This window comes from Escherichia ruysiae (assembly GCF_031323975.1).
GTDB classification, from domain to species: domain Bacteria; phylum Pseudomonadota; class Gammaproteobacteria; order Enterobacterales; family Enterobacteriaceae; genus Escherichia; species Escherichia ruysiae.
On record NZ_JAVIWS010000001.1, the window covers coordinates 1,682,957 to 1,695,270 of the forward strand.

Genomic DNA, 12,314 nt, shown 5'->3' on the forward strand with positions numbered 1-12,314 from the left:
CGCGTAATACTTATTTTACCGGACGCATCGCCGGGAACAGAATAACGTCGCGGATAGTATGGCTGTTGGTGAAAAGCATAACCATACGGTCGATACCAATTCCCAGACCTGCTGTCGGCGGCAGACCATGTTCCAGTGCAGTAACGTAATCTTCATCGTAGAACATTGCTTCATCGTCGCCTGCGTCTTTCGCCGCAACCTGATCCAGGAAACGCTGCGCCTGATCTTCTGCATCGTTCAGTTCGCTAAAGCCGTTACCAATCTCACGACCGCCAATAAAGAATTCAAAGCGATCGGTGATTTCCGGGTTGACGTCGTTACGACGCGCCAGCGGAGAAACTTCAGCCGGGTATTCAGTAATGAAGGTCGGCTGAATCAGATTCGCTTCTGCCACTTCGTCAAAGATCTCGGTCACAATACGACCCAGCCCCCAGCTCTTCTCAACGTGAATGCCGAGAGATTCAGCAATCGCTTTCGCAGAGTCAAAGTTATCCAGGTCTGCCATGTCGGTTTCCGGGCGATATTTCTTAATCGCTTCACGCATGGTCAGTTTTTCGAACGGCTTACCGAAGTCCAGTACCACATCACCGTAGGTTACTTCAGTCTTACCGAGAATATCCTGAGCCAGAGTGCGGAACAGCGATTCGGTCAGTTCGATCAGATCTTTGTAATCCGCGTAAGCCATATAGAGTTCCATCATGGTGAACTCTGGGTTATGGCGCACGGAGATACCTTCGTTACGGAAGTTACGGTTGATTTCGAACACGCGTTCAAAACCGCCAACCACCAGACGCTTGAGGTACAGTTCCGGCGCAATACGCAGGTACATGTCGAGATCCAGCGCGTTGTGATGGGTAATAAACGGACGTGCTGCCGCACCGCCCGGGATCACCTGCATCATCGGGGTTTCAACTTCCATAAAGCCGCGATTCACCATGAACTGGCGAATGCCAGAGAGGATCTGTGAACGCACTTTAAAGGTGTTGCGGGAATCATCGTTAGAGATGAGATCCAGATAACGCTGACGATAACGCGCTTCCTGATCTTGCAAGCCGTGGAATTTGTCTGGCAGCGGGCGCAGTGCTTTGGTCAGCAGACGCAGCTCGGTGCAGTGGATAGACAGCTCGCCGGTTTTGGTTTTAAACAGCTTACCTTTTGCGCCGATAATATCGCCAAGATCCCATTTCTTAAATTGATCGTTATAAACGCCTTCCGGCAGATCATCACGAGCTACATACAGCTGAATGCGACCACCGACGTCCTGCAGGGTAACGAAAGAGGCTTTACCCATAATTCGGCGAGTCATCATGCGACCAGCTACAGCAACTTCGATGTTCAACTCTTCCAGCTCTTCGTTCTCTTTACCGTCGAAGTCTGTATGCAGTTGGTCAGAAGTATGGTCGCGACGAAAATCATTCGGAAAGGCAATCCCCTGCTCGCGCAGGTTCGCCAGCTTTTCGCGACGAGTTTTCAGTTCATTGTTAAGATCGGTTACCGCGTCAGTGCCTTGTACGTGTTGTTCAGACATGTTGGTTCCTTATAACCCAGCTTTCAAACTTGCTTCGATAAATTGATCCAGGCTGCCATCCAGCACTGCCTGCGTGTTGCGGGTTTCAACCCCGGTGCGCAGATCTTTAATGCGGGAGTCATCAAGGACATAAGAACGAATCTGGCTGCCCCAGCCGATGTCAGATTTATTGTCTTCCATCGCCTGTTTCTCAGCATTCTTCTTCTGCATCTCCAGCTCATAAAGTTTTGCTTTCATCTGCTTCATGGCCTGGTCTTTGTTCTTGTGCTGGGAACGGTCGTTCTGGCACTGGGTCACAATCCCGGTCGGGATGTGAGTAATACGCACCGCAGATTCGGTACGGTTAACGTGCTGACCGCCCGCACCGGACGCGCGATAGACATCAATGCGCAGATCCGCTGGGTTGATTTCGATATCAATATCGTCATCCACTTCTGGGTAAACAAACGCGGAACTAAACGACGTGTGGCGACGACCGCCGGAGTCAAACGGGCTTTTACGCACCAGACGGTGAACACCGGTTTCTGTGCGCAGCCAACCATAAGCGTAATCGCCGGAGATCTTGATAGTCACGGATTTGATACCCGCTACTTCACCTTCCGACTCTTCGATAATTTCAGTTTTGAAACCGCGCGATTCTGCCCAGCGCAGATACATACGCTCAAGCATACTTGCCCAGTCCTGCGCTTCCGTACCGCCGGAACCAGCCTGGATATCAAGGTAGCAGTCGGCGCTGTCATATTCGCCGGAGAACATGCGGCGGAACTCAAGCTGCGCCAGTTTTTCTTCCAGTGCGTCGAGTTCAGCAACGGCTTCGTTAAAGGTTTCTTCGTCGTCAGCTTCTACAGCCAGTTCCAGCAGACCGGAAACATCTTCCAGCCCTTGTTTCATTTGGTCGAGGGTATCGACAACAGCCTCGAGGGAGGAACGCTCTTTACCCAGCGCCTGTGCGCGTTCGGGTTCGTTCCAGACATCCGGCTGTTCCAGCTCGGCGTTTACTTCTTCCAGACGCTCTTTCTTGGCGTCGTAGTCAAAGATACCCCCTAAGAACGTCGGAGCGTTCCGTGAGGTCCTGAATGCGATTATTTACCGGATTAATTTCAAACATGGTCTGATTTCTTTTATTGAGCTAGTCAAAATGCGGTGATAAGAGCGGGATTGTACCCAATCCACACTCTTTTTTATAGTGAGGACGATGCTAAAGTGGCCAGATATTATCGATGATAATCTGTAGACTGCGGTTGCCGCGAAACTCGTTGATATCCAGCTTGTAGGCCAGTTGTACTTCACGAACGCCGTTATCCGGCCAGAGGGCGGTATCGACATTAAAAGCAATACCATCCAGCAGCGGGCCGCCGCCGACCGGTTCAACCATAACCTTCAGATGGCGCTCTCCCACCAACCGCTGTTGCAGCAGGCGAAAATGACCGTCAAACAGCGGTTCCGGGAACATCTGCCCCCACGGACCGGCATCACGCAGCAGTTGCGCAACTTCCATGGTCATCTCCGCTGCACTTAACGGGCCGTCGGAAACTACTTCACCCTGTAATAATGCCGGATCCAGCCACTCGGTAACCAGTTCGCCAAAGCGTTGCTGAAAGAGTTCGAATTTGTCCTCTTCCAGCGACAATCCTGCCGCCATCGCATGACCGCCAAACTTGAGCATCATGCCAGGGTAGAGCGTGTCTAACCGCTCCAGCGCATCACGCATATGCAATCCCTGGATGGAGCGACCAGAACCTTTCAGCGTACCGTCGCCCGCAGGCGCAAAGGCGATAACCGGACGATGAAAACGCTCTTTGATGCGCGAAGCCAGAATACCAACGACGCCCTGATGCCATTCAGGGTGATACATTGCCAGCCCGCCAGGCAGCGTATCGCGGCTACGCTCCAGTTGCTCGCACAAGGTCAGTGCTTCGACCTGCATTCCCTGTTCAATCTCTTTTCGCGTCTGGTTTAGTGCATCAAGCTCATTAGCCAGAACGCGCGCTTCGCCGATGTTGTCGCAAAGTAACAGTGCCACGCCAACGGACATATCATCCAGTCGTCCGGCGGCATTGAGACGCGGCCCCAGCGCAAAACCTAAATCGCTGGCAGCGAGTTTTTGTGCATCGCGGTTTGCCACTTCCAGCAGGGCTTTAATCCCCGGGCGGCATTTCCCGGCACGAATGCGACTCATCCCCTGCCAGGTCAGAATGCGATTATTGGCGTCCAGCGGCACTACGTCCGCCACCGTACCCAGCGCCACCAGATCCAGCAATTCCGCCAGATTCGGTATTGCGATACCACGCTCATCGAACCACCCCCGATCGCGCAAAAAGGTGCGTAACGCCAGCATCAGATAAAACGCTACGCCAACGCCTGCCAGCGATTTCGACGGGAACTCGCAGTCACGCAGATTAGGATTAATAATGGCTTCCGCCGCAGGTAAAGTTTCGCCAGGCAAATGATGATCGGTAACAATAACCGGAATGCCCAACGAGCGAGCATGTTCAACTCCTGCGTGAGAAGAAATGCCGTTATCAACCGTTACAATCAACTGCGCACCACGCGCATGAGCTTGATCGACCACTTCAGGACTTAAGCCGTAACCGTCTTCGAAACGGTTCGGTACAAGGTAGTCGATGTTGTCACAGCCGAGAGAACGCATCGCCAGCACGCTAAGAGCTGTGCTGGTGGCACCGTCGGCATCGAAATCCCCGACCACAATAATCCGCGTTCCTTCGCGAAAAGCGTTGTAAAGGATCTCAACGGCCTTTTCGACACCGCTCAGTTGCTGCCAGGGCAGCATACCTTTAACGCTGCGCTCCAGTTCCTGCGCGCTGCGCACGCCCCGACTGGCGTATAAACGCCGCAGCAAGGGGGGCAAGTCAGCGGGCAAGTCTGCCGTTTCGTCGACTTCACGACGACGAAGTTGTATCTGTTGTTTCACGCGAATTATTTACCGCTGGTCATTTTTTGATGTTCGTCGAGGAATTCTTTCATCGCTTTCGGCGGCTGGTAACCCGGAACAAGTGTGCCATTGCTCAGCACAACTGCCGGAGTACCGCTAACGCCAAGCTGTACGCCAAGTGCGTAATGGTCGGCAATATCAATATCGCAACTTGCCGGAGTGGCAGCTTTACCTGCCATCACATCATCAAACGCTTTGTTTTTATCTTTTGCACACCAGATGGCTTTCATTTGTTGTTCAGCCTGGCTCTCCAGCCCCTGGCGCGGGAACGCGAGATAACGCACGGTGATCCCCAGCGCGTTGTAGTCAGCCATCTGCTCATGCATTTTGTGGCAGTAACCGCAGGTAATGTCGGTAAACACGGTGATGACGTGCTTTTCTTGCGGCGCTTTGTAGATAATCATCTCTTTTTCCAGCGCATTCAGTTGCTTTAACAGCATCTGGTTGGTGACGTTGATCGGTGCCGCGCCGCTAACGTCATACATTGGCCCCTGAATGATGTGTTTACCATCATCGGTGATGTACAACACACCGCTGTTAGTCAGAACTGTCTTCATGCCTGCCACGGGTGCTGGCTGAATATCGCTGCTTTTAATGCCCATTTTGGCTAGCGTTTGTTGAATTGCCGTGTCATCAGCCTGAGCAAAGCCAGAAAACGCCGTCAACAAAGTAAACAACATAAAACCTTTCTTCATAAGTCATCCCGTTCTTTTCAGCTATCACGCCCGAGGGTGATGCTGTTGATGAAGTTGCCGCAGACGCTCAGTAGCGACATGCGTATAAATTTGCGTGGTGGAAAGATCGCTGTGGCCCAGTAGCATCTGTACCACGCGTAAATCCGCACCATGATTTAATAAATGAGTGGCAAAAGCGTGACGCAACACATGCGGTGACAGCTTTTCGCTGTCGATCCCCGCCAGCACGGCATAATGTTTAATGCGATGCCAGAAGGTTTGTCTCGTCATCTGCTGCGCACGCTGGCTGGGAAACAGTACATCAATCGACACACCGTTTAGCAACCACGGTCGCCCGTGTTCCAGATAGGTTTCCAGCCAGTAGACTGCCTCTTCACCTAACGGCACCAGGCGTTCTTTATTGCCTTTACCGATTACCCGCACCACGCCCTGACGCAAGCTGATATCGCTCATCGTCAACCCTACAAGTTCAGAGACACGCAATCCGGTAGCATACAGCACTTCGAGCATCGCTTTGTCGCGTAGCTCCAGAGGCTGATCAACCAACGGTGCCTGCAATAACCTTTCGACTTGCGCTTCACTTAAATCTTTCGGTAGACGCTGGGGTAATTTCGGCGAAGCAAGATGCGCACTGGGATCGTCTTCACGAAACTTTTCGCGATAAAGATACTGGAACAATCGGCGCACCGCACTCAGCAAACGAGCGGAACTGGTGGCTTTATACCCGCCTTCCAGCCGTTCTGCCAGTAATGCCTGTAAGTCGCCGCTTTGCGCCGTTGCCAGCGTCAATCCACGATGATGCAACCACTCCACCATCATTGACAGATCGCGACGATATGCGTTCAACGTATTTTCTGCCAGATTTTTCTCCAGCCACAGGGCATCAAGAAACTGCTCGATGCATGCCAGATCCTGTTTCACTTGCGCCCCTTATCGTTACTCGTTTGATCCATTATGCCTTATTGTGCCGTGACTAAAGCGATTCTGATACACTAGCCGCAAAAGCCACAGCAGAATCGAGAAGCTTACGTTATGAATATGGGTCTTTTTTACGGTTCCAGCACCTGTTACACCGAAATGGCGGCAGAAAAAATCCGCGATATTATCGGCCCAGAACTGGTGACCTTACATAACCTCAAGGACGACTCCCCGAAATTAATGGAGCAGTACGATGTGCTCATTCTGGGTATCCCGACCTGGGATTTTGGCGAAATCCAGGAAGACTGGGAAGCCGTCTGGGATCAGCTCGACGACCTGAATCTCAAAGGTAAAATTGTTGCGCTATATGGATTAGGCGATCAACTGGGATATGGTGAGTGGTTCCTCGATGCACTCGGTATGCTGCATGACAAACTCTCGACCAAAGGCGTGAAGTTCGTCGGCTACTGGCCAACGGAAGGATATGAGTTTACCAGCCCGAAACCGGTGATTGCTGACGGACAACTGTTCGTGGGTCTGGCGCTGGACGAAACTAACCAGTATGACCTTAGCGACGAGCGTATTCAGAGCTGGTGTGAGCAAATCCTCAACGAAATGGCAGAGCATTACGCCTGAGATTACTGACGGCATAGCGCACTCGCTTTGCCGTCGCCATTATCTTTGCGTCTCCTGCTGTAACAAAATCCGCCGCAAATCCCGCCATTCGGCTTCATCCATGCTGTCTGCTGCCAGCCACAGATGCTGACGTTTGCCGCTATCAGAACGTAGACGCAACATCATGCCGCTTTTAATCATCCACGGCGCTTTGACGATGCTCCACTCCTGCCCCTGCCAGCGCAAACGCCCATCCATCAGCAGACGAATCTCTCCCTGGCGAGCATTAATGCGCCGCTGGCTGCGGACGCAATCAAACACCACCAGCGAAAGCAACACCAGCCATAACGGGGTGTAACTAAGCGGCCAGGGCATGAGCAAAATAACAGCGGCAACCAGCCCATGAATCAGCAAGGAAAGCCACTGCGCGCGCCAGGAGACGCGCAAATCAGATTGCCACAGGACCACGTTCCCGGTTCCGTGTCTGGATGAGTCGGACCATCATTTCCAGTTCTGCATCGGCCGGTTTACCGTGATTCATCAGCCAGTTGAACAAATCGGGATCGTCACATTCCAGCAGACGAATAAAGATGCGTTTTTCGTCATCGCTTAAGCTGTCGTACTCATGTTCGAAAAACGGCATGATTGAAATATCGAGTTCGCGCATACCACGGCGGCATGCCCAATGAATGCGGGCTTTGTTGTTAATGTCCATCTTCTTCCTGTCTCACGAAAATCCAGTACCTGGCTATTGTAACGTGTTTTTCGACTTCTTTTGCGGGAATATCGGTAAACACAATCACGATCGCGAAATTAATCCACAACAATTCAAAGGCTTCATTTTTTTGGAAGTCACCTCGCAAAGCCTGACTGAAGGCACAGATCGCGTAGTGAAAGCACTTGCAATGCCCCATAGCTCTTTTACCATTAGTCATTAATTACGCCGTTTGTAAAACAGGACTCCATTATGGCTTTTACACCTTTTCCTCCCCGTCAGCCTACGGCTTCTGCCCGTTTACCGTTGACGCTGATGACGCTTGATGACTGGGCGCTGGCCACCATTACTGGCGCGGACAGCGAAAAATATATGCAGGGTCAGGTGACAGCAGATGTCAGCCAGATGACAGAAGATCAGCACCTGCTCGCCGCACATTGCGATGCTAAAGGTAAGATGTGGAGCAATTTGCGTCTGTTCCACGATGGCGACGGTTTCGCATGGATTGAACGGCGCAGCGTGCGTGAATCGCAACTGACTGAACTGAAAAAATATGCGGTATTTTCTAAAGTGACCATCGCGCCAGACGACGAGCGTGTGCTTCTCGGTGTTGCCGGTTTTCAGGCTCGCGCCGCGCTGGCAAATCTCTTTAGCGAACTGCCTTCGAAGGAAAAACAGGCGGTCAGAGAAGGTGTGACGACACTGCTTTGGTTTGAACACCCAGCAGAACGTTTTCTGATCGTGACCGATGAAACTACCGCCAGTGTGCTGACCGACAAGCTTCGCGGCGAAGCGGAACTGAATAATAGCCAACAGTGGCTGGCATTAAACATTGAAGCGGGTTTCCCGGTGATTGATGCGCCTAACAGCGGGCAGTTTATCCCCCAGGCGACCAACCTCCAGGCGCTGGGCGGCATCAGCTTTAAGAAAGGCTGCTATACCGGGCAAGAGATGGTAGCGCGAGCAAAATTCCGTGGTGCCAACAAACGCGCGCTCTGGTTGCTGGCAGGTAGCGCCAGCCGGCTGCCGGAAGCTGGTGAAGATTTAGAACTGAAAATGGGCGAAAACTGGCGTCGTACCGGAACCGTGCTGGCGGCGGTCAAACTGGAAGATGGGCAGGTCGTAGTGCAGGTCGTCATGAATAACGACATGGAACCGGACAGCGTTTTCCGCGTTCGTGACGATGCGAATACATTGCATATCGAGCCGCTGCCGTATTCGCTGGAAGAGTAAATTTCTGTATCGCTTCGGGAATCTATTGCCTGATGCGACGCTACCGCGCCTTATCAGGCCTGGGATTTGGTGCCTTTATCACAACAGGGACGTAGCCCGTAGGCCGGATAAGGCGTTCACGCCGCATCCGGCAGTTGCGCTCTGATGCCTGATGCGACGCTGGTGTGTCTTTTCATTCCTACAAAGGCATACCAATTACGCCTGCCCAATATACAAATAGATCGCCAGAAAATGGCACACGCTACCGCCGAGCACAAAGCCGTGCCAGATGGCGTGGTTGTAGGGAATGCGTTTGCAGACGTAGAAAACCACGCCAAGCGAGTAAACCACGCCACCGACCGCCAGTAAGGTAACGCTGCCCGCCGCGAGCTTAACTGCCATTTCATAAATCACCACCAGCGACAGCCAGCCCATCGCCAGATAGGTCACCAGAGATAAGATTTTAAATCGGTGCGCGATGGTCAGTTTGAACAGAATCCCCAGCAATGCCAGGCTCCAGATAACAATCATCAGCCCGCGCGCTAACGGAGAATCCAGCCCCACCAGCAAAAACGGCGTGTAGGTTCCGGCAATCAACAGATAAATGGCGCAGTGGTCAAATTTCTTCAGCCACATTTTTGCCCGTTGATGAGGAATGGCATGATAAAGCGTCGAAGCGAGGAACAGCAGGATCATACTGCCGCCATAGAGGCTGTAACTGGTTATCGCCGTGGCGCTGGCATTGAGATCCACCGCCTGAACCAGTAGCAATACCAACCCGACGATACCAAACACCAGTCCAATACCGTGACTGACGCTGTTGGCAATTTCCTCTGCCAGCGAATATCCCTGCTTAATGAGAGGCTTCTGAACCATAACTTACTCCGGAGAAACGTACACGCACGTGTATACATCTCCAGCGTAACTGAGAATAGTTCCAGTGAACACCTGTTAGCTAAAATAAATTCTGATTTGAGATTAATCTCCGAAAAATCATGAAATTAAATGCAAAATTTCAACTAACAGGCGTGAGTTCAATTTAAAGACATTTAAATTCAATCACATAAAACTGTGTCTGATCGGGATAGATGTCGGCAATGACCTTTTTCAATTCAGCCAGGGTCATATTTTCCTGTTGTGCGTGTTTTTCTGTGAGAGTATCCAGCGTCACCGTTGAGGTTGCAGTGACTTCAATGGTGCAAAAATAGCCGTCATCTTCAAAGCGCCCGACACGAAGCACATCGCCAGCTTTAAAGTGCGATTCAGACTCGTCACGGATTGTGATGGTTTTACGCCCAGCCAGAATGTCATCCTGGAATCGTTGAAAAAAAGTGATGTCGTTTGGCTGCATGGTACTATTTCCTGTAAGAATTGACTCATCTGGAGCCTATGATAGTGAAAAAACTCACCTTACCGAAAGATTTCTTATGGGGCGGCGCAGTTGCCGCTCATCAGGTCGAAGGCGGCTGGAACAAAGGCGGCAAAGGGCCGAGTATTTGTGACGTACTGACCGGTGGCGCACACGGCGTGCCGCGCGAAATCACCAAAGAAGTCTTGCCGGGTAAATACTATCCGAACCATGAAGCGGTAGATTTTTACGGTCACTACAAGGAAGACATCAAGCTCTTCGCAGAAATGGGCTTCAAATGTTTTCGTACTTCCATCGCCTGGACGCGCATTTTCCCCAAAGGCGATGAAGCTCAGCCAAACGAAGAAGGGCTGAAGTTTTACGACGATATGTTCGATGAACTGCTGAAATACAATATCGAACCGGTGATCACCCTATCCCACTTTGAAATGCCGCTGCATCTGGTGCAGCAATACGGTAGCTGGACCAACCGTAAAGTGGTTGATTTCTTTGTCCGTTTCGCGGAAGTGGTATTTGAACGCTATAAGCACAAAGTCAAATACTGGATGACCTTCAACGAAATTAACAACCAGCGTAACTGGCGTGCGCCGCTGTTCGGTTACTGCTGCTCCGGCGTGGTGTATACCGAACATGAAAACCCGGAAGAGACGATGTATCAGGTGCTGCATCACCAGTTTGTCGCCAGCGCCCTGGCAGTGAAAGCTGCGCGTCGCATTAACCCGGAGATGAAAGTCGGCTGTATGCTGGCGATGGTGCCGCTCTATCCTTACTCCTGTAACCCGGACGATGTAATGTTTGCCCAGGAGTCGATGCGCGAACGTTACGTCTTTACCGATGTCCAGCTACGCGGCTATTACCCTTCTTATGTATTGAACGAGTGGGAACGTCGCGGATTTAACATCAAAATGGAAGACGGCGATCTGGATGTGCTGCGCGAAGGCACCTGCGATTATCTTGGCTTCAGCTATTACATGACCAACGCGGTGAAGGCCGAAGGCGGCACCGGCGATGCAATTTCTGGTTTCGAAGGCAGCGTACCGAACCCGTATGTTAAAGCGTCTGACTGGGGCTGGCAGATTGATCCGGTAGGTCTGCGTTACGCGCTTTGCGAATTGTATGAGCGTTACCAGAAGCCGCTGTTTATTGTCGAAAACGGTTTTGGCGCTTACGACAAAGTGGAAGAAGATGGCAGCATCAACGACGACTACCGCATTGACTACCTGCGCGCCCATATTGACGAGATGAAAAAAGCGGTGACTTACGATGGTGTGGATCTGATGGGCTACACGCCGTGGGGCTGCATCGACTGTGTATCGTTCACCACCGGGCAGTACAGCAAACGCTACGGTTTTATCTATGTGAATAAACATGACGACGGTACTGGTGATATGTCGCGTTCACGTAAGAAGAGCTTTAACTGGTACAAAGAAGTGATTGCCAGCAACGGCGAGAAACTTTAAGTAGATGAAGTACCGGATGCAATGCTTGTTGCGTTGCATCCGGTCAGACAACTCTCCTGCTTTATTTCCCACCAGCCAAATCGATAAAACTTCCCGTGACATAAGAGGCTTTATCGCTTAACAGCCAGACAATGGCCTGCGCGACCTCTTCCGCCTGTCCGCCGCGCTGCATGGGGATGTTCGACTTAACGCGATCGACGCGTCCAGGTTCGCCACCGCTGGCGTGCATTTCGGTATAAATAAACCCAGGCCGCACGCCGTTAACGCGAATTCCCTGCGCGGCGACTTCCAGCGATAATCCGGTGGTTAACGTATCAATCGCCCCTTTCGATGCCGCATAATCAACGTATTCTCCGGGTGATCCCAGCCTGGCTGCTACCGAAGAAACATTGACGATAGCGCCGCCACTGCCGCCGTTTTTCAGCGCCATGCGTTTTACCGCCTCGCGGCAGCAGAGAAAATAACCCGTCACGTTGGTGGAAAGTACTTGGTTGATTCGCTCTGCGGTGAGATTTTCCACTGTGCATTGGGTAAACAATATTCCTGCGTTATTGACCAGCGCGGCTAACGGTTCATCACGCTGATCGATTGCTGTAAACATTGCGATGACCTGATTTTCGTCGCTGATATCCGCCTGGAGCACAAATGCCTTGCCACCGGCTTGCGTTATTAAGTTCACCACTTCCTGCGCCGCGTGGAGGTTTTGCTGATAATTAACCGCCACCGTATACCCTTCTTTTGCCAGCAGCAGCGCAATTGCCCGCCCAATGCCGCGACTACCACCGGTCACAAGTGCTATAGCCATTTGTTTTCCCCAAAAATAAAGGCGCCGAAGCGCCTTTAGAAGAT

Annotated in this window: 14 protein-coding genes; 3 read left to right on the forward strand and 11 right to left on the reverse strand. The window is 51.7% G+C overall.

Annotated features, from left to right (window positions below; genetic code table 11):
• Positions 1-10 precede the first annotated feature (10 nt).
• From lysS to xerD, 5 genes are all read right to left on the reverse strand, one after another.
• The gene (gene lysS, locus RGV86_RS08310) at positions 11-1,528 is read right to left on the reverse strand and encodes a lysine--tRNA ligase (RefSeq protein ID WP_000003093.1); all 1,518 of its coding nucleotides are present in this window, start codon (positions 1,526-1,528) and stop codon (positions 11-13) included.
• Positions 1,529-1,537: 9 nt separating this feature from the next.
• Positions 1,538-2,636 (reverse strand): peptide chain release factor 2 gene (gene prfB / locus RGV86_RS08315; RefSeq protein WP_001701073.1). Its coding sequence is split into 2 segments (ribosomal slippage): positions 1,538-2,560 and positions 2,562-2,636, totalling 1,098 coding nucleotides; the frame shifts between segments, so codons are not numbered across the junction.
• Between the two features lie 90 nt (positions 2,637-2,726).
• Positions 2,727-4,460 carry a single-stranded-DNA-specific exonuclease RecJ gene (gene recJ / locus RGV86_RS08320; RefSeq protein ID WP_000813172.1) on the reverse strand — a complete coding sequence of 578 codons (1,734 nt, stop codon included), beginning with the start codon at positions 4,458-4,460 and terminating at the stop codon, positions 2,727-2,729.
• A 5-nt stretch (positions 4,461-4,465) separates the two neighbouring features.
• On the reverse strand, positions 4,466-5,176 hold the full coding sequence (dsbC, locus tag RGV86_RS08325; RefSeq protein ID WP_000715233.1) for a bifunctional protein-disulfide isomerase/oxidoreductase DsbC: 711 nt from the start codon (positions 5,174-5,176) through the stop codon (positions 4,466-4,468).
• A gap of 24 nt (positions 5,177-5,200) precedes the next feature.
• Positions 5,201-6,097, reverse strand: coding sequence for a site-specific tyrosine recombinase XerD (gene xerD, locus RGV86_RS08330; protein WP_000806626.1), 897 nt, complete (start codon positions 6,095-6,097; stop codon positions 5,201-5,203).
• A 111-nt stretch (positions 6,098-6,208) separates the two neighbouring features.
• On the opposite strand from xerD, the gene fldB reads away from it, so the two are divergent.
• Positions 6,209-6,730, forward strand: a complete 522-nt coding sequence (fldB, locus tag RGV86_RS08335) for a flavodoxin FldB (protein ID WP_001055878.1) — start codon at positions 6,209-6,211, stop codon at positions 6,728-6,730.
• Positions 6,731-6,769: 39 nt separating this feature from the next.
• Here the strand turns inward: fldB and RGV86_RS08340 are convergent, their stop codons facing one another.
• From RGV86_RS08340 to RGV86_RS08350, 3 genes are read right to left on the reverse strand one after another with little or no spacing between them, the layout of a single operon-like run.
• Complete coding sequence (locus tag RGV86_RS08340; RefSeq protein ID WP_085461134.1) at positions 6,770-7,177, reverse strand: protein YgfX; 408 nt, start codon at positions 7,175-7,177, stop codon at positions 6,770-6,772.
• Complete coding sequence (sdhE, locus tag RGV86_RS08345) at positions 7,158-7,424, reverse strand: FAD assembly factor SdhE (protein WP_000354046.1); 267 nt, start codon at positions 7,422-7,424, stop codon at positions 7,158-7,160. The genes RGV86_RS08340 and sdhE overlap by 20 nt, the downstream gene beginning before the upstream one ends.
• Entirely contained in the window at positions 7,414-7,644 is a 231-nt protein-coding gene (locus RGV86_RS08350; RefSeq protein WP_000181265.1) for a hypothetical protein, read from the reverse strand. Before RGV86_RS08350 ends, sdhE begins: the two co-directional genes overlap by 11 nt.
• 32 nt (positions 7,645-7,676) lie before the next feature.
• Here RGV86_RS08350 and ygfZ point away from each other — a divergent pair, with 32 nt between their 5' ends.
• Positions 7,677-8,657, forward strand: coding sequence for a tRNA-modifying protein YgfZ (gene ygfZ / locus RGV86_RS08355; RefSeq protein WP_085461136.1), 981 nt, complete (start codon positions 7,677-7,679; stop codon positions 8,655-8,657).
• A 195-nt stretch (positions 8,658-8,852) separates the two neighbouring features.
• On the opposite strand, the gene trhA is transcribed toward ygfZ, so the two are convergent.
• On the reverse strand, positions 8,853-9,512 hold the full coding sequence (gene trhA, locus RGV86_RS08360) for a PAQR family membrane homeostasis protein TrhA (RefSeq protein ID WP_000250277.1): 660 nt from the start codon (positions 9,510-9,512) through the stop codon (positions 8,853-8,855).
• A gap of 163 nt (positions 9,513-9,675) precedes the next feature.
• Positions 9,676-9,987, reverse strand: coding sequence for a N(4)-acetylcytidine aminohydrolase (yqfB, locus tag RGV86_RS08365; protein ID WP_001182940.1), 312 nt, complete (start codon positions 9,985-9,987; stop codon positions 9,676-9,678).
• A 44-nt stretch (positions 9,988-10,031) separates the two neighbouring features.
• Here yqfB and bglA point away from each other — a divergent pair, with 44 nt between their 5' ends.
• On the forward strand, positions 10,032-11,465 hold the full coding sequence (bglA, locus tag RGV86_RS08370; protein WP_024165226.1) for a 6-phospho-beta-glucosidase BglA: 1,434 nt from the start codon (positions 10,032-10,034) through the stop codon (positions 11,463-11,465).
• A 61-nt stretch (positions 11,466-11,526) separates the two neighbouring features.
• Here the strand turns inward: bglA and RGV86_RS08375 are convergent, their stop codons facing one another.
• Entirely contained in the window at positions 11,527-12,270 is a 744-nt protein-coding gene (locus tag RGV86_RS08375) for an SDR family oxidoreductase (RefSeq protein ID WP_085461137.1), read from the reverse strand.
• Positions 12,271-12,314: the final 44 nt, after the last annotated feature.